Origin of the sequence: Enterobacter sp. RHBSTW-00318 (assembly GCF_014101375.1) — a bacterium.
Classification (GTDB): domain Bacteria; phylum Pseudomonadota; class Gammaproteobacteria; order Enterobacterales; family Enterobacteriaceae; genus Enterobacter; species Enterobacter ludwigii.
On record NZ_JABXQH010000001.1, the window covers coordinates 2929406 to 2946256 of the forward strand.

Below are 16851 nucleotides of genomic sequence, written 5' to 3' on the forward strand. Positions count from 1 at the left end.
CATTTCCCGTGATCGTGGTGAGCGTTTCCCTCACCCCGGCCCTCTCCCACAGGGAGAGGGGGTAAAAGTGGCCTCTTCCACAGGAAGAGGGTGAGGGCATATTTATCCGCGCTGACTCAGCACGTCTTTCTCATACATCCGCACGTTATCCAGCCACTGACTGCCCGCTGGGGTGTCGTTACGCTGGCAGTACATCTCCCACACCGCCTGCCACGGCAGGGTTTTCTGCTCTTCCAGCAGCACCAGGCGCGCGGTGTAATCGCCGTTCTCTTCCAGCTGCTTCAGGGCGCTGGTGGGCTCCAGCAGCGCACGCAGCAGGGCTTTCTTCATGTTGCGGGTGCCAATCACCCAGGCCGCGATGCGGTTGATGGAGGCATCAAAGAAGTCGAGGCCAATGTGCACGCGGTCAAACAGATCGTGGCGAATGATTTCGCTGGCAATGGCCTGGGTTTCGTCATCCAGCAGTACCACGTGGTCGCTGTCCCAGCGTACGGGACGGCTCACGTGCAGCAGCAGGCGGGGTACGTAGAGCATGGCGGCGGAGATTTTGTCGGAGATCACCTCCGTCGGGTGGAAGTGGCCGGCATCCAGGCACAGCGCGGTCTGGCGGCTGGTGGCGTAACCCATGTAAAACTCGTTCGAGCCAACGGTGTAGCTTTCCGCACCAATACCGAACAGCTTGCTCTCTACGGCGTCGATGTGGTGCGCCGGGTTCAGTTTTTCGCTGATGGCTTCATCCAGCGCCGCCAGCAGGCGCTGACGCGGGGCCAGACGGTCAACGGTGATGTCTTTCATGCCGTCCGGGATCCAGATGTTCATCACCGACGGCGTGCCGAGCTGCTCGCCAAAGTACGCGGAGACGCGGCGGCTGGCTTTTACGTGGTCAATCCAGAACTGGCGGATATCGTCGTTCGCGTGGGCAAGGGTAAAACCGTCGGCGCTCAGCGGGTGCGAGAAGCAGGATGGGTTGAAATCCAGGCCCAGCTGGTTGGCTTTCGCCCACGCCACCCAGTTTTTAAAGTGCGCAGGTTTGATCTCGTTACGCGCGACCGGCGTGTCAGATTCCAGATAGATAGCATGCAGGTTCAGCCGCTTAGGCCCCGGGATCAGGCTCAGCGCCAGCTCCAGGTCGGCGCGCAGCTCGGTGGCGTTACGCGCTTTGCCCGGATAGTTGCCGGTGGCCTGAATGCCCCCCGTCAGCGAGCCGCCCGGGTTTTCAAAACCGGCAACGTCGTCGCCCTGCCAGCAGTGCATGGAGACCGGCAGACGATCGAGCTGGCGCAGCGCCTCATCGACATCCACGCCGACGGCGGCGTAACGCTGTTTAGCCAGGTCCCAGGCTTGTTCAAGTTGAGTGGTCATGCGCAAAGCTCCTTAGTCAGTCGGTTTTGCTGAAACTGCGCCCGATAGCGGGCAATTTCATGGCAGGGATTGGGGATGAACGTGGTCAGCGTGGCGTTCGCCGACACCACCGTGCGGAAATCGTCCACGCTGGCGAGTTCGTCCAGGGTCATGAGCTGAATGCCAATATTGCCGAGCGTCGACGCTTCAATCGGACCTGCCACCACGGTGATCCCGCAGGCATCGGCGCAGAGCTGGTTCAGAAGCTGGTTCTGGCAGCCGCCGCCGACAATATGCAGCTGAGTGAACGGCCGGCCGCGAAGGTCGGCCAGCTCGCTCAGGATCTCGGCATACAGCAGGGCGAGGCTGTCGAAAATACAGCGTGCCAGTTCTGCCGGTTTCGATGGCACGGGCTGCCCGGCGTCGACGCAGGCGGCCTGGATTTCGGCGCTCATGTCCGCCGGGTTGATAAAGCGGTCATCATTGGGATTGATCAGGAAACTGCAGGCTTTCAGTCTTTCGGTGTCGGCAATAAGCGCGGGCAGGTCGGTAATGTTCTGCTCTTTAAGCACGCGCTGGAGCAGCCACAGACCCATGATGTTCTTCAGCACGCGGTAGCGCCCTTCGGCACCGCCTTCGTTGGTGATGTTCGCGGCCAGCGCGGCATCGCTGGTGTAGGGGGTTTTGCTCTCAAAGCCCATCAGCGACCAGGTCCCGGAAGAGAGGTAGGCGGCGTCGTTACCGGCAAGCGGTGACGCAATGACGGCGCTGGCGGTATCGTGACTCGCAACCGCCACCACCGGGATCGCATTACCCTGCGGGCACATCCATTGCCCGATCACATTGCCAGGATGCGTCGGCGTACCGAACCAGGAGGGTGAAGCCCCGGTCCAGGCCAGCAGGTGTTCATCCCAGTTATCGGAGTTGATGTTCACCAGTTGCGTGGTGGTGGCGTTGGTGTATTCCCAGTTCATGTTGCCGGTCAGGCGGTAGCTGAAGTAGTCCGGGATCAGCAGTGCATGCGCCACGCGGGGAACCAGCGCCGGCTGCTGTTCGACCAGCGCGCGCAGTTGATACAGCGTATTGAATGGCAGGAACTGAATACCGCTGCGGCCATAAATATTCTCTTTGCCAAGCCCGGCAATCGCACGCGCCATCAGGCCGTCGGTGCGGCTGTCGCGATAGGCTATCGGCAAACCGACGCGTTCACCGTTGCTGTCCAGCAGGACGTAATCGACGCCCCAGGTATCGATGCCGATACTGTCGATACGGATCCCCGCATCGCAGACCTTCTGCAGTCCGGTGCGGATCGCTGCCTCAAGGCTGTCGATATCCCACACCTCACAGCCGTCCTGCTTTTGCAGGCAGTTAACAAAGCGGTGCATCTCGCGAAGCGAAAGCGTCTGCCGCTTGCCGTCATAAGTGGCCAGCATTACACGGCCGCTGGATGCACCGAGATCGACAGCCACGCAATGGCGAAAAGTCATGGTTGTGTCCTTCTTAAAGTCATTAGCGGTGAGTGTAAAAAAAGGAACCCATCACCACCTTCTCGCCAGTGACAGCGGTTTTCCGGGGCTGGCAAGAAAGCAAAGATGAACGTGAGGGAGTTCACAGTTTCCAGGCGTGGCGGGGTTTGCAGGCAGTGTGACGCTTACCGCATTTCCTGATCTTTCAGCCTGTTTCTTGAAAAACGGACAGTTTTTGCGAGGTTTACGGTCGAAAATTTAAGGTGAGGGGGCGGGGCCTTAATTACTATTTTGAGAACATTTCTCATTGGTGGGGGCCGTTATGACCGTACTGCACAGCGTGGATTTTTTTCCTTCGGGTGGGTCGTCTGTCGCGATTGAACCGCGACTCCCTCAGGTGGCGTTTCCTGAGCATCATCATGATTTTCACGAAATTGTGATTGTTGAACACGGAACGGGGATCCATGTGTTTAACGGCCAGCCGTATACCATCAGTGGTGGGACGGTCTGCTTTGTGCGCGATCATGACCGGCACTTATATGAACATACCGACAACCTGTGCCTGACTAACGTGCTCTACCGTTCGCCCGATGCGTTCCAGTTCCTGTCCGGGCTGAACCATCTCCTGCCGCAGGAGAAGGACGGCATCTATCCTTCACACTGGCGGGTGAATCAGTCCACGCTGCAGCAGGTGCGTCAGCTGGTGAGCCAGATGGAACCGCGCGACGAGGGACAGGAGACCCACGTCATCGCCACGCGTGAGCTGTTGTTTATGCAGCTGCTGGTGCTGCTGCGCCGCAGTAGCATGATGGCCGGGCTGGAGAATAACGATGCGCGTTTGACTCAACTGATGGCCTGGCTGGAGGACCATTTCGCCGAGGATGTCTGCTGGGAAACGCTGGCGGATGATTTTTCGCTGTCGCTCCGGACCTTGCATCGTCAGCTGAAGCAGCAAACCGGGCTGACGCCCCAGCGCTATCTGAACCGGCTGCGCCTGATTAAAGCGCGCCATCTGCTGCGTCATACCGATGAGAGCGTCACGGATATCGCCTATCGTTGCGGTTTCGGCGACAGTAACCACTTTTCGACCCTGTTTCGCCGGGAATTTAGCTGGTCACCGCGCGATATTCGCCAGGGAAAGGACGCGTCACTGCAGTAACGCGAGGGTTGTCACCGTTTCCCGTGGGCAAAAACGCTAATAATGTCAGGTTATTTGCTGTCGAGGTGGTGTCGTGGTTGCTCAGCTAATGCTTCGCAAAGTGGATTTTTTTGCCTCCGCCGGCCAGGCCGTCGCGGTGGCGGATCGCTATCCGCAAAACGTCTTTGCCGAGCACACTCATGAGTTCTGCGAGCTGGTGCTGGTGTGGCGGGGCAATGGCTTGCATATCCTCAACGACCGGCCCTACCGCATTACGCGTGGGGATCTGTTTTACATCCGTGCTGAAGACAAACACGCCTACGCTTCGGTCAACGACCTGGTCCTGCAGAACGTGATTTACTGCCCCGACAGGCTGAAACTCAACGTCGACTGGGCGGCTTACATTCCGGGTTTTAATGATACGAAGTGCGCGGCGCACTGGCGACTGAGCAGTAACGGCATGACGCAGGTGCGACAGGTGATTTCTCAGCTGGAGCAGGAGAGCCAGAAAAGCGATCCTGAGGCTCACCAGATGGCAGAACTGCTTTTCGCCCAGCTGGTCATGACGTTGACGCGCCATCGCTACGCCATTGATAACCCGTCGGCTACCGCGCAGGAAGCCCTGCTCGATAAGCTCATTACCACCCTGGCGGGCAGCCTTAACAAAAGCTTTGTGCTGGAGAAATTCTGTGAGCAGGCGCAGTGCAGCGAGCGCGCGTTGCGCCAGCAATTCCGCACCCAGACCGGGATGACGGTGAACCACTATCTGCGCCAGCTGCGCATCTGCCATGCCCAGTACCTGCTTCAGCATACGGAACTGATGGTCAGCGATGTGGCGATGCGCTGCGGCTTTGAGGACAGTAACTATTTTTCGGTGGTCTTTAACCGCGAGGTGGGGATGACGCCGGTTCAGTGGCGTCATCGCAGTCGTAACGCGGCGTAATCAGTTCGCCATGCCGAGACCCACAATGTTGGCCGCAATAATGATCACCACGCACCCCAGACTCAGCACGCCCACCGGGCGACGCCCGGCGTTGTTCCACTCTTTCAGAAGCAGACCAACCAGCCCACCGCACAGCACGTAGAAGCTCATGTGCAGCATCCAGCTCATATAGTCATACTGCGCCGGAATACTGGCGTGACCCCACGCGTAGAAGAAGAACTGGAGATACCACATCAGCCCGCCGAGCGCCGAGAGCAGCACGTTCCCGATAATCATCTGTTTAGCCAGCGAGAAGTCGGCTTTCAGCGACAAGGTCTTCACGTTTGCCAGACGGAAAAAACAGAAACCGAGGTTAACCACCGCTCCGCCACCCATGATCACCACGTAGCTTGGCAGTGCCACGTACAGCGGGTCGACGCCCAGTGCGGCAGCGGCTTCATGCATCGGTTTGGCGGCGTTCATCGCGAATGACATGCCTGCGGAGAAGATCCCGCACATCACCGCCAGCAGCAGGCCTTTCTTCAGGTTGAACTCTTCGGCTCTGATGCCCATTTTGCGCTCTTTCAGCTGCCCTGCGCGGGTGACAATGCCCACGCCAATGACGGCCACCAGCACGCCCAGCAGCGTCATCTGGCCGCCTTTGGTGTTGATCAGCACGTCGACGTTGCCGTTGAGGATCGGCGTCATCAGGGTGCCGACAATCAGCGTAATACCAATCGCGATGCCAATGCCCATCGACATGCCGAGGTAGCGCATGGTGAGGCCATAGTTAATGTTACCGACGCCCCACATGGCGCCAAAGAGAAAGACCGGCAGCAGGGTGGAGGCGTTAAAGGAGGAGAAGTAGCCCCAGAAATCCGGGAGCAGCATGGCGCTGATGGTCCAGGGAAGAATTATCCACGAGACCACACCGCCGACGGACCACATGGTTTCCCATGACCACTGTTTGACCTGTTTAAACGGGGCATAGAAACAGGCTGCACTGGCCGCGCCTATCAGATGCCAGAAAATACCCATCGTAATCGCATGATTCATGTTTACATCCTCATCGTTTTTATATGCCGGTGGCTTCCCACCGACTCGATGAGTGTAAAAATTAAGCAGCCGGGTAACCTTCGGAAGGTTGCCGCACTTTGGTTTTGAATGGCAATCAACGCGTTAACCGGGTGAGCAGACTCACAATTTCAGCAATAATCGAAAACCGAATAACCTTATAAAAACTACGGCATTGATAATCATTTTCAATATCATTTAATTAACTATAATGAACCAACTGCTTACGCGGCATTAACAGCTGTGCCGCCCGACAATAATGGAGAGGATTATGAGTTATACACTGCCATCCCTGCCGTATGCCTACGACGCACTGGAACCGCATTTCGACAAGCAGACGATGGAAATCCATCACACTAAACACCACCAGACCTATGTGAACAACGCGAACGCCGCGCTGGAAAGCCTGCCAGAGTTCGCTAGCCTGCCTGTTGAAGAGCTGATCACCAAACTGGACCAGCTGCCAGCTGACAAGAAAACCGTTCTGCGTAACAACGCAGGTGGTCACGCTAACCACAGCCTGTTCTGGAAAGGCCTGAAAACCGGTACCACCCTGCAGGGCGACCTGAAAGCGGCTATCGAGCGCGATTTCGGTTCTGTAGACAACTTCAAAGCGGAATTCGAAAAAGCCGCTGCGACCCGTTTCGGCTCTGGCTGGGCGTGGCTGGTTCTGAAAGGTGACAAACTGGCGGTTGTTTCAACGGCTAACCAGGACTCCCCGCTGATGGGTGAAGCAATCTCTGGCGCATCCGGTTTCCCTATCCTGGGTCTGGACGTGTGGGAACACGCTTACTACCTGAAATTCCAGAACCGTCGCCCGGACTACATCAAAGCCTTCTGGGACGTGGTGAACTGGGACGAAGCAGCAGCGCGTTTCGCCGCGAAAAAATAAGGTTGCATTGACGCCTGTGAGAAGCGAGTCTGATGACTCGCTTTTTTTGTATCTGCAGAAAGGAGCAGCGATGCATTTTCCGGTGAATGTCTTTACAGGCAAGGTAAGGGAGTACGACGGCAGCCGCCCGAGCGCCATCGCCAAAATTCAGGTCGACGGCGAGTTGACGTTAACCGACCTCGGGCTGGTGGGCGATGAGCAGGCCGAAAAGAAAATCCATGGCGGGCCTGACCGCGCGCTGTGCCACTATCCGCGGGAACACTATCAGCACTGGATAACCGAGTTTCCCGAACAGGCGGATATGTTTGTCGCGCCAGCGTTTGGTGAGAATCTCTCAACGGAAGGGCTGACCGAGAAAAACGTCTTTATCGGCGATATCTACCGCTGGGGCGATGCCCTGATTCAGGTAACGCAGCCGCGCTCGCCGTGCTTCAAACTAAACTATCATTTCGGCATCAGCGACATGTCTGCCCGACTGCAGAGCGCGGGTAAAACGGGATGGTTATATCGGGTGGTGCTGGCAGGTCAGGTATCGGCAGATGCGCCGCTGGTGCTGGCATCGCGCCTGAGTGATGTCTCGGTATATGACGCCTGCGCGATTGCCTGGCATATGCCGTTTGATGACGACCAGTACCATCGGCTTTTGTCCGCTGCGGGGCTGTCCACGAGCTGGACCCGAACGATGCAGAAACGCCGTTTAAGTAGCAAGATCGAAGATAATTCGCGGAGATTGTGGGGGAAATAGTTTCCCCGCAGGAGAGGCAAGCCGGGTCAGCGATACCGCCGCCCGGCTAAACGGCTACGAACGTTTATACAACGGCAGCCACAGCGTTAACCGCAACCCACCCAGCGGGCTGTCGTCGGCCTTCACCCAGCCGCGATGCTGCTGCATGGCGGTTTCCACAATCGCCAGACCCAGCCCCGTGCCGCCAGATTCACGGTCACGCGCCTCGTCGGTACGGTAGAACGGACGGAAAATCTGTTCGCGGTCTTCCGGGCTTACCCCAGGACCATCGTCATCAACGATGATGGTGATCCCGTCTTTATCCACCGAGAAGGCTACCTCAATCTTCGTGTGCGAATAGCGCAGGGCGTTACGTACGATGTTCTCCAGCGCGCTTTCCAGCGTGTTGGGGTTACCGTACAGCGGCCATGGCCCCGGCGGGAAGTTGACGGTAAAGGATTTCCCCATCTGCTCCGCTTCGAACGCCGCGTTATCCAGCACCTCATGCCACAGGTGGTTGGCTTTCACCGTTTCGCTCACCAGCGCATTTTTCTGCTGATTGCGCGACATGACCAGCAGGTCGTTAATCATGCTGTCCAGACGATGCGCTTCCGTTTCAATACGTTCCAGCTCTTTGCTCTCACCGCTGCGGCGACGCAGCAGCGCGGTGCCGAGCTGTAAGCGCGTGAGCGGCGTGCGCAGCTCGTGCGAGATATCCGACAGCAGGCGTTGCTGTGCCGTCATCATGCGGTCGAGGGCGCTCACCATCTGGTTAAAACTGGTCCCCGCGGCAAGGAACTCCTGTGGACCGGCTTCCAGTTCAGGGTGTTGTCGCAGGTTACCCTGCGCCACTTCGTCCGCCGCGTTTTTCAGCTTACGCGCCGGTTTCGCCAGACTCCACGCCAGCCACAGCAGCAGCGGTGAGCTAACCAGCATGGTGACAATCAGCAGCAGAAGCGGACGGTCAAACAGCAGGTTGATGAAATCGGACTGGGAGTTGCTCGCCGGGCGGATCAGGTAAAGCTGGTAATTATCCTCGCCATCTCTGACGGAGAAGGGGCCTACCATCTCAACCCGACCGTATTTTTTCTTCTGAGGATGGTCGGCGTTATCCGCCTGACCAATGAAGTTACGGATGATCTGCATTTCATTGCGATCGGCGCCAATCACGCGCCCTTCGCTGGTCACCAGCAACAGGCGCTGGCCTGGCGGTGCCCATTTGTCGATAGCGCGAAACAGCCTGCGCCACCACATTAAATCGTTCGGCGGGTCGTTTGCCAGCTCGGCTTCCACGTGCTGCTCGATCATCACGCCCTGACGTTGCTCGCTGTCGAGAAGCTCCGTCATCTGGCGTGAGTCGAGTTTTGGCAACATCAAAACGAGCATTAAAACCAGTGCCAGCGTCAGCCAGAAAATGGCGAAGATGCGGGCTGTTAAGCTTCCTATCATGAAGCGGAAACCATCAGATAACCGCGACCACGCAGGGTTTTAAACCACGGGTGCCCGTCCTTGCGTTCCGGCAGCTTGCGGCGCAGGTTCGAGATATGCATATCGATGGCGCGATCAAACGGGGTGAGGCGTTTGCCGAGCACTTCCTGGCTCAAATGTTCACGCGATACCACCTGGCCGAGGTGCTGGGCCAGCAGATACAGCAGGGTGAACTCGGTGCCAGTCAGTTCCAGCGTTTCACCGTCAAAACTCGCTTCCTGACGGCCCGGATTCAGGCTCAGGGAGTCGACTTCCAGCGTCGGTGAACTGTTGTCGCTGTTCTGCTGCTGTTCGCTCCAGTGAGAACGACGCAGGATAGCGCGAATACGGGCAACCAGTTCACGGTCGTTAAACGGCTTTGGTAAATAGTCATCCGCGCCCAGCTCAAGGCCAAGTACACGGTCAAGTTCGCTGCCGCGAGCGGTCAGCATAATTACGGGCGTCTGGTGTGTCTGGCGAAGCTCTTTCAACGTATCAATGCCGTTTTTCTTCGGCATCATAACGTCGAGCAAAAGTAAATCGATGCTGTCGTCAAGGAGACTCAGCGCCTGCTCGCCATCATGGGCAACCAGAACGTTGAAACCTTCCATGTCGAGCAACTCCTTTAAAAGGGATGTGAGCTCTCGGTCATCATCAACTAACAGGATTTTATTCATTGTTTAAATACCTCCGAGGCAGAAATTACGACATCAAGGCTATCTAATCCATGACTTTACGTTGTTTTACACCCCCTGACGCATGTTTGCAGCCTGAATCGTAGACTGTCTCTCGTTGAATCGCGACACGAAAGATTTTGGGAGCAAGTGATGCGCAAAGTTACCGCTGCCGTCATGGCCTCAACGCTGGCGTTCAGTACATTAAGCCAGGCCGCTGTAGCTATCCCCGGCGATAACGGGCCCTCAACGGAGGGGGCAACGCAGCACAGCAGCCAAAGCCATATGTTTGATGGCATAAGTTTAACCGAACATCAGCGTCAACAGATGCGAGATCTGATGCAGAGGGCACGACACGACCAGCCCCCTGTTAATGTTAGCGAAATGGAGACAATGCACCGCCTTGTCACCGCAGAAAAATTTGACGAAAGCGCTGTACGCGCTCAGGCCGAAAAAATGGCACAGGAGCAGGTTGCCCGCCAGGTAGAGATGGCGAAGGTCCGCAACCAGATGTTCCACCTGCTAACGCCCGAGCAGCAAGCGGTTTTGAACACAAGACATCAGCAGCGAATGGACCAGTTGCGTGAGGTTGCACGGATGCAGCGAAGCTCAGAAACAACGTTTTTCAGTAGCAATAGCAGTACCCGTAGTAACCAGTAAACCCTGTTTTCCTTGCCATAGACACCATCCCTGTCTTCCCCCGCATGATGCGGGGGTTTTTTTTATCAGGCACTTAGAAAAAATCCCTTATAAATCAATCCTCCTTGCAACAGCCATAAGCAGTTACAAGAAGGATATAGCGCTACGGGTGTAGACAAGATGTAGACAACATTGTCACACCATCAGCCCGCCGCCAAGAGGGTTTAAAGTTACTGCGTGTTGCAGGTAATCAGGTGCAAGGTGAGCATAAACCATCGTCTGTTGTATGCTGGCGTGCCCCAGAATTTGCTGTAACGCAATAATGTTCCCCCCGTTCATCATGAACCAGCTTGCAAATGTATGCCGAAGCACATGCGTGGCCTGCCCGCGTGGTAAATCGGGCTTAACCTGTCTGAGCCGTTCGCAGAAGTTTTCATAGTCAACTTTGAACAATGGCCCGGTGTCGCTGGTCTTGATCTCTTTCTCCAGTTCTTCCGATATGGGAACCGTGCGCTTTTTCCCGTTTTTGGTCTTAAGGAACGTCACGCGCCCGTGATTAACCTGCTCACCTCGCAGCGTGCTGCCTTCACCCCAGCGTGCGCCAGTGCTGAGGCATAGCAGTGCTACACGTCGATCGTCGCCGGTCAGAGTATCCAGCAATTTGCTGATCTCTGATTTGGCGAGATAAGTCATAGCTGGCGGCGCTTCTTTCAGTGGTTCCAGACCCTTACAGGGGTTTTCCTTTCTGAACTCTTCCAGCTTTATCAACGTGCTGAACATCCCGGACAAACGGTAAATATCCCGGTTGATCGTTGCTGCGCTGATACCGTCTTCCAGCCGTTGGCTTCGGTGCTGTGCAATCATTCGCTTGTTCAGTCGGTTAACGGCTGGATCACCAAGCGCCCTGATTGTTTTATTCAGGTGCCGCTTTTCAATCTCGCCATTTTCCTGAGTCTGTCCATATAGCAGCCACCAGGTATCTAACAACTCGCTTAAGGTGCGGCGGTCAACGCTCGCGCCCAGCCATTCTTTTTTGTCGGCGTTGGCTAATACATAACGCTCAAAAAGAACTGCCTCTTGTTTCTTCTCAAATCGCCTGCGGATACGTTTTCCGTTACGTCCGCGCGGCCATACGTCCACTTCATATTGACCACCTTCGAGCTTCTTAATCGACATAAGAAAGCCCTCCGGCGTTTATTTCCCCATCCTGATAACAGATAGTGAAAATGTAATGTTTATAAACAGTTAACCAGTTTGTTTCTCGGAGCGGTCTGATCCAGTTGACTCTGGCCCAATGTGTGCGAGGGCCGGTGCGATTTGACCAGCTTGAGGGGCGGTCTTATCAGTCATTAGCCAGAGCGTATATTTTGCGAAACGTGAATGCTGAGTGATCTTAAGCAAGATATCGCTACCAATACTCTCCACTCTTCCTGTCTCGTAATACTTCTGCGTGCCAGCAGGTATTCCTGTTAATTCAAAGAATTGCTGCCTTGTTAACCCCTCCGCATCCCTGATAGCTCTGATTTTTTCACCCACGCCGCTTGACGGGGTAGGGATCTCTACCATAACATTCTCCTTAAGGGTGGTAATCTCTACCATGAGCAACCGCCAATATAAGCAGTTACAAGCCGAAATAAGCGCCTAGCGCCGATGGGGATTATGACACATGACAGAGAAAGAGTTAGAGGGGTTCATTGAAGTGCGTCACGCCGTTGACGCGGTTCCATACCCTAAATTTGCTGAGTTAATCGGTAAGAAGCCCGCCACGGTTAAGAGCATGATTGAAGACGGTAAGTTGCCGATCATTCCGTGGAAGAACCCGGAAAGCCTGGGCGCCCGTGCTGAGAATTGGATCTATATTCCTGAGTTCAATCGTGCAATGCGTGACGCCTACTACAACCGTCCGAGAGAGCAGCGCGACGCTTGGTTGCTGTGGATCGGTCTTTGAGGTTATCGCGATGAGCCAGAAAACAGCCAACCACGAAAACCGGGTGCGTGAATGCAACGACATTCTGGACACCCATTTAAAAGATATGCAAACGGGATTCATGATTCGCACTAATAGCGGCGAGTTTATGATCAGGGATAAAAAGCTGATTAAGAAAATAACCAAAGACGTGGCCCGCCATGTTGATGGTAAATTGCTTAAATTGGGAATGTGAGGGGGCTTTTGTGGCTGTGCAATTAATACAGTTAAGTCGTCATTCATATTTATATCGTGGCTTCACTATTCAGAAATGCCCGCGTAATCCATTTACGTTTAAGCACTCTTATCGTATTTCCAGCAATGGTGATTATTACGGGCGTGACTTTGCTTTAGCGGAAGCCATGCGCACGGTTGATCAGATGTATAAGCAAGGGGGCAGTGATGCACGATGAAGGCCCATCACTGGCAAGCCTGCTTAAGCACGGGTGCCAGGTCACACACTTCAAGAACTCACGCGGCTGGCTGGAAACGCCGGACGGAAGATTTTTTAAGCCCGAACCGGCGAAGGTTCAATTTATCAAAGGTAAAAATAAACCGTTTATTTATACCCAAAGAATAAATAAAGGATTCCTGCTTGCACTGGCTGAATTATTAAAAAACTAATTAAGTAATTCGGTTTTAAAAAATCAACTCTATTTTCTCCGCCTCTTTATTAAGTGGCGGCGGTTCAACTCATTCTTTTTTGAGGAAGAGATAATGACTAGACGTGATCAATATAGCTTCATTTTGCATGTTCTTTTACCTGCTATCGAAAATGAAGGTTTAACCATTAAAACCCGCCGTGATGGCGAGTTAACCCTTTCTGCCAGTGGGTCAGTAACCACCAATTTTATAAGCAATCTGCGCCAGCACTGCATTGAAGAGTTGCAGCGCCCTTCTATTCCAGCTTCCCATTACGGAGTCCTGTAAAATGATCCGCCCGTTCATCAAATGGGCAGGGGGTAAAACCCGTGCCCTCCCTGACCTGCTGCCGCATCTTCCTAAAGCCGACTGCCTGATCGAACCGTTCGTAGGCGGCGCATCGGTATTTCTGGCGACTGAATACCGCCGCTATGTGCTGGCTGATATCAACCCGGATCTTATTAACCTGTATCGGGAAGTCACCCGTTACCCGGACTTAGTGATCGATGCGGCCCGCGAACTGTTCAACAGTAAGAACAGCCCGCAGGGATACAACGAAGTCCGCGCCGCGTTCAATAAGCAGGTGGGTACGGTAAAAAGCGGTGGGTTGCGTTATGACGCTGAAGTGGCGTGCATTATGCGCGCTGCTCAATTCCTGTATCTGAATCGCCACGGTTATAACGGCTTATGCCGATACAGTCGGAAGACCGGCTTTAACGTGCCGTTTGGCAAGTATAAGAGCGTCTACTTTCCAGAAAATGAAATCCGACTGTTTGCCGAAAAGGCCAACGATACAAAGGCAATATTTCTTTGCGCGCCGTTCCAGCGTTCTTTACAGGTCGTCACGGGTGGCGATGTTCTCGTTTACTGCGATCCGCCTTATCTGCCTGAGAGCAAAACAGCGGACTTCACCCAATACCATACCGAACCATTCACGGAAGACAACCACCGCCAGTTAGTCCAGGCACTGCTGGAAGTTAACCGTAAGCATGGCGTGAAGGTCGTCATTTCAAACAGCGACACCGAAGCCACCCGCGCGATTTATCAGCCCTTCAAGATGCACGAAATCAGCGTGCAACGTTCCGTCAGCACCGACAAAGACAACCGCCAGAAGGCCAAAGAAGTGATCGGCGTGCTGCCTGTCTGCGACTGCTGCGGGTGTTACGGCGGCGGTTGCCCTGATTGTGGCGCCGTGATGGGTGATGCGACTTACAACGCGATGGTTGCGGCGGGCACGTTTGACGATCTGGAGGCTTTTTAATGAATCTTATAGACGCCTGGATCGTTGAAATCATAAGCGTGAGTCGTGGCGAGATTGCGCCGTATTGGTTGGTTGAGGCGAAAGTAACAGCTTATGGAAGGGAGTCAATAACCACAATTCTGAAGAAATCAGAAGAGGAAGCCCAAGCCGTTAAAGTAGGGGATGTAGTTCAAATATGACCACGGAAACCCGTGGCCGTCGCGCCCCTTCTCCACCTCCACCGTATCCGGGTAGCACTGACAATGCTATCCCTTACGCTTATGGCGGGAACAAACCATACCAGCCGATTGGCGTTGATGTAGCGCCGGGGCTGGATGGTTTCGACTATCTCACGCCGGACGGCACGCGTAAGCATATTGCGTTCAGTGAACTGGTAGCGGAAGACGAAAAGCCGGAGCGCGGCAAGCTGCTGCGTCGCCGTCTGGCTTCACTTCCGCAGTATGTCCGCCGCCACTTTGCCGCGAAGCTGGATGCACTGGACGCGAAAGACCGCAAAGCAGCAGATCACTGGCTGGTTAATACCTTTGAGCGCCACGTATTAACGCGAATTGATAGCGTGAACAGTGTTTACCAGCCTGACACTGTGATGCCCGGCATTCTGCTGCCAATCCGCGATCAGCTGTTCCGTATGCTCTGGGCAGGGAAGAAAGAGTTAAAAAGACTGGCTTATACGCTTGCCGATATCTTTACGAGCGAGTTTATACGCGAGTCCGATCACCAATTGGCACGCACCGGAGATCCTGAGTTCGCGGCGCTTTCTGGCTATGGCCGTATTGCGTCGCTGGCGGTGCATATGAAAACGCCGATCCCAGGTTGGACAGCATATTGCAATGAAGAACTTGAAGCGGAGGACGCGTTACGCGCGGTTCTCCGTCTTGAGTCACCGCAGTGGTGGTTAAACCGCCTGCGCCGTATCCATGCCCGGTGGCGTGAGCATTTGATGATCGCAGCGGGATACGTCCAGAAAAAATCTTCCCCATACAGTAGCGCCCCGTGCCTTACGGAATGGCTGGCCCAGAAAAAGGCTAACCGTGAATACCTCAAGGCTATGGAACTGGAAGACCAGGACACGGGCGAGCGCATTTCACTGATCGATAAAGTCGCTGGCAGTGTTGCCAATCCGGCCAACCGTCGCCGCGAACTCATGACGAGAATGCGCGGCTTTGAAGATCTGGCGAAGCTGGAAGGGTTGGCCGGTGATTTCTACACGCTGACAGCACCTTCCCGTTACCACTCCATGCAGCATAACGGGCGCCGCAATAATAAATACTGTGGCGCGTCGCCGCGCGAGACGCAGCAATATCTTTGCAAAGTCTGGGCGAGAACCCGCGCAGCTTGGAAGAGAAAAGGGATCCGCGTCTTTGGTTTCCGCGTGGTCGAACCGCACCACGATGCAACACCCCACTGGCATTTACTTCTTTTTATGCGCCCGGAATGCGTCGAGCAGGCGCGCGAAATCTTCCGTAAATATGCCCTGAAAGAAGACGGCAACGAACCGGGAGCGCAGGAAAACCGCTTTCAGGTTGTGCCGATCGACGATGCCCACGGCAGCGCAACCGGCTACATAGCGAAATACATTTCGAAGAATATCGACGGCTTCGCGCTCGATGGTGAGAAGGACGACGAAACTGGGGAAGACCTGAAAGAAATGTCACTCCGCGTTAGTGCGTGGGCATCGCGCTGGGCTATTCGCCAGTTTCAGCAGATCGGCGGTGCGCCGGTCACGGTATATCGGGAACTTCGCCGCCTGGGCGATCGCGAACTGGTGTTACACCCTGAACTGGAAACCGCCCGGCAGGCCGCTAACGGTGGCGAATGGGATAACTACGTATTAGCCCAGGGTGGCCCGTTGGTTGAGCGCGATAAGCTGCGCATCCGTCTGAACTATGAAACCACTGAAAACGGCAACGCCTACGGTGATAACGTCCAGCGAATCACTGGTATTTACTGCCCGATTACGGGCAATGACTCTTTGATCTTCACCCGCACCACTCAATACAAAATCGTGCCGAAGCGCCAGAGCGCTGACGGTGTGGCCGTTGACGTTGGTTTTTCAGGCGGCAGCGCCGCCCCTCGGAGTTCTGTCAATAACTGTACGCGGGATCCCGCGACAGGTGCAGACGGTCTTGAACATGCCGATCACGAAGTGGGAGAGACGGTGAATTTTGATGCTCTTTCACGGCAAGAAAAGCGGGAACTGGCGCAGCGGTTAAGTGACGATGTACGCGCCAAGCGGAAAACGCGGCCACCGGAACGGGAAGACGGGGCCGGGCTATCCGTGAAAGAGCAGCAGATTAGTGAACTGCTGGCGCTACGTGGGATTGATGCCAGCGCCGGAATGGTCAGATCGATGATGGCCGGTGCGTCAGTGGCGTGCGGCGATCTTGTTATGACCGTGCAGGACGGGCGGCTGGTATCGCGCAACCGCGCCGCGTCGGGGCTGGATAAGCTGCCGTCGCAAGTGATGGCGGCGAAGCAAAAAACAAGCGATCTTGTGAACAGGATGAAAGCAGCATTTTCGCGGAACTAAGCCGATATAAGACGCTCTAAGAAGCAATTACCCATTTTCCACACAACCGAAATAGTTATGACTTTCGCCGTTTTCTGCTTATAGTGTGCGCGCTTTTGTGTCATAACTAAGCTAA

Annotated in this window: 21 protein-coding genes; 14 read left to right on the forward strand and 7 right to left on the reverse strand. The window is 55.0% G+C overall.

Annotation, left to right across the window (positions count from 1 at the left end; genetic code table 11):
• Nucleotides 1-102 precede the first annotated feature (102 nt).
• Nucleotides 103-1362, reverse strand: coding sequence for an L-rhamnose isomerase (gene rhaA, locus HV157_RS14490; protein ID WP_020883965.1), 1260 nt, complete (start codon nucleotides 1360-1362; stop codon nucleotides 103-105).
• The gene (rhaB, locus tag HV157_RS14495) at nucleotides 1359-2828 is read right to left on the reverse strand and encodes a rhamnulokinase (protein ID WP_020883964.1); all 1470 of its coding nucleotides are present in this window, start codon (nucleotides 2826-2828) and stop codon (nucleotides 1359-1361) included. Before rhaB ends, rhaA begins: the two co-directional genes overlap by 4 nt.
• Before the next feature lie 136 nt (nucleotides 2829-2964).
• Between rhaB and HV157_RS26440 the strand changes: the two genes are divergently transcribed.
• The 3 genes from HV157_RS26440 (at nucleotide 2965) to rhaR (ending at nucleotide 4888) form a co-directional block, all read left to right on the forward strand.
• Nucleotides 2965-3069 (forward strand): ABC transporter ATP-binding protein, encoded by a 105-nt coding sequence (locus HV157_RS26440; protein WP_126488657.1) that lies wholly within the window; start codon nucleotides 2965-2967, stop codon nucleotides 3067-3069.
• Nucleotides 3070-3129: 60 nt separating this feature from the next.
• Nucleotides 3130-3966, forward strand: coding sequence for an HTH-type transcriptional activator RhaS (gene rhaS / locus HV157_RS14500; RefSeq protein WP_182269164.1), 837 nt, complete (start codon nucleotides 3130-3132; stop codon nucleotides 3964-3966).
• A gap of 73 nt (nucleotides 3967-4039) precedes the next feature.
• On the forward strand, nucleotides 4040-4888 hold the full coding sequence (gene rhaR / locus HV157_RS14505; RefSeq protein WP_014172216.1) for an HTH-type transcriptional activator RhaR: 849 nt from the start codon (nucleotides 4040-4042) through the stop codon (nucleotides 4886-4888).
• On the opposite strand, the gene rhaT is transcribed toward rhaR, so the two are convergent.
• Entirely contained in the window at nucleotides 4889-5923 is a 1035-nt protein-coding gene (rhaT, locus tag HV157_RS14510) for an L-rhamnose/proton symporter RhaT (RefSeq protein WP_020883962.1), read from the reverse strand.
• Between the two features lie 289 nt (nucleotides 5924-6212).
• On the opposite strand from rhaT, the gene sodA reads away from it, so the two are divergent.
• Nucleotides 6213-6833: a superoxide dismutase [Mn] gene (gene sodA, locus HV157_RS14515; protein WP_014833772.1), complete on the forward strand. Its 621-nt coding sequence runs from the start codon at nucleotides 6213-6215 to the stop codon at nucleotides 6831-6833.
• 7 nt (nucleotides 6834-6840) lie between these two features.
• The gene (gene yiiM, locus HV157_RS14520; RefSeq protein WP_086462985.1) at nucleotides 6841-7578 is read left to right on the forward strand and encodes a 6-hydroxyaminopurine reductase; all 738 of its coding nucleotides are present in this window, start codon (nucleotides 6841-6843) and stop codon (nucleotides 7576-7578) included.
• Nucleotides 7579-7632: 54 nt separating this feature from the next.
• On the opposite strand, the gene cpxA is transcribed toward yiiM, so the two are convergent.
• Nucleotides 7633-9006: an envelope stress sensor histidine kinase CpxA gene (gene cpxA / locus HV157_RS14525; protein ID WP_010436910.1), complete on the reverse strand. Its 1374-nt coding sequence runs from the start codon at nucleotides 9004-9006 to the stop codon at nucleotides 7633-7635.
• Nucleotides 9003-9701 carry an envelope stress response regulator transcription factor CpxR gene (gene cpxR, locus HV157_RS14530; RefSeq protein WP_014172213.1) on the reverse strand — a complete coding sequence of 233 codons (699 nt, stop codon included), beginning with the start codon at nucleotides 9699-9701 and terminating at the stop codon, nucleotides 9003-9005. The genes cpxA and cpxR overlap by 4 nt, the downstream gene beginning before the upstream one ends.
• Before the next feature lie 150 nt (nucleotides 9702-9851).
• Here cpxR and cpxP point away from each other — a divergent pair, with 150 nt between their 5' ends.
• The gene (gene cpxP / locus HV157_RS14535; RefSeq protein WP_020883960.1) at nucleotides 9852-10358 is read left to right on the forward strand and encodes a cell-envelope stress modulator CpxP; all 507 of its coding nucleotides are present in this window, start codon (nucleotides 9852-9854) and stop codon (nucleotides 10356-10358) included.
• A 174-nt stretch (nucleotides 10359-10532) separates the two neighbouring features.
• Here cpxP and HV157_RS14540 read toward each other — a convergent pair whose 3' ends face one another.
• Both HV157_RS14540 and HV157_RS14545 read right to left on the reverse strand, forming a co-directional pair.
• Nucleotides 10533-11513 carry a tyrosine-type recombinase/integrase gene (locus HV157_RS14540; RefSeq protein ID WP_064106674.1) on the reverse strand — a complete coding sequence of 327 codons (981 nt, stop codon included), beginning with the start codon at nucleotides 11511-11513 and terminating at the stop codon, nucleotides 10533-10535.
• A gap of 69 nt (nucleotides 11514-11582) precedes the next feature.
• The gene (locus HV157_RS14545) at nucleotides 11583-11903 is read right to left on the reverse strand and encodes a helix-turn-helix domain-containing protein (RefSeq protein WP_000229411.1); all 321 of its coding nucleotides are present in this window, start codon (nucleotides 11901-11903) and stop codon (nucleotides 11583-11585) included.
• 100 nt (nucleotides 11904-12003) lie between these two features.
• On the opposite strand from HV157_RS14545, the gene HV157_RS14550 reads away from it, so the two are divergent.
• The 8 genes from HV157_RS14550 (at nucleotide 12004) to HV157_RS14585 (ending at nucleotide 16736) form a co-directional block, all read left to right on the forward strand.
• The gene (locus HV157_RS14550) at nucleotides 12004-12285 is read left to right on the forward strand and encodes a Cox family DNA-binding protein (protein WP_021312625.1); all 282 of its coding nucleotides are present in this window, start codon (nucleotides 12004-12006) and stop codon (nucleotides 12283-12285) included.
• A gap of 10 nt (nucleotides 12286-12295) precedes the next feature.
• Nucleotides 12296-12499: a hypothetical protein gene (locus tag HV157_RS14555; protein ID WP_032259814.1), complete on the forward strand. Its 204-nt coding sequence runs from the start codon at nucleotides 12296-12298 to the stop codon at nucleotides 12497-12499.
• Nucleotides 12500-12509: 10 nt separating this feature from the next.
• Nucleotides 12510-12716, forward strand: a complete 207-nt coding sequence (locus HV157_RS14560; protein ID WP_032259815.1) for a DUF4761 family protein — start codon at nucleotides 12510-12512, stop codon at nucleotides 12714-12716.
• Nucleotides 12706-12927, forward strand: a complete 222-nt coding sequence (locus tag HV157_RS14565) for a phage filamentation protein Fil family protein (RefSeq protein WP_182269165.1) — start codon at nucleotides 12706-12708, stop codon at nucleotides 12925-12927. The genes HV157_RS14560 and HV157_RS14565 overlap by 11 nt, the downstream gene beginning before the upstream one ends.
• Before the next feature lie 93 nt (nucleotides 12928-13020).
• The gene (locus tag HV157_RS14570) at nucleotides 13021-13233 is read left to right on the forward strand and encodes a hypothetical protein (RefSeq protein WP_044597450.1); all 213 of its coding nucleotides are present in this window, start codon (nucleotides 13021-13023) and stop codon (nucleotides 13231-13233) included.
• 1 nt (nucleotide 13234) lies between these two features.
• Nucleotides 13235-14206 (forward strand): Dam family site-specific DNA-(adenine-N6)-methyltransferase, encoded by a 972-nt coding sequence (locus HV157_RS14575; RefSeq protein ID WP_182269166.1) that lies wholly within the window; start codon nucleotides 13235-13237, stop codon nucleotides 14204-14206.
• Nucleotides 14206-14385, forward strand: coding sequence for a hypothetical protein (locus HV157_RS14580; protein WP_054628207.1), 180 nt, complete (start codon nucleotides 14206-14208; stop codon nucleotides 14383-14385). Before HV157_RS14575 ends, HV157_RS14580 begins: the two co-directional genes overlap by 1 nt.
• A complete protein-coding gene (locus HV157_RS14585; protein WP_096855103.1) occupies nucleotides 14382-16736 on the forward strand; it encodes a replication endonuclease in 2355 nt (784 codons plus the stop codon). The genes HV157_RS14580 and HV157_RS14585 overlap by 4 nt, the downstream gene beginning before the upstream one ends.
• Nucleotides 16737-16851: the final 115 nt, after the last annotated feature.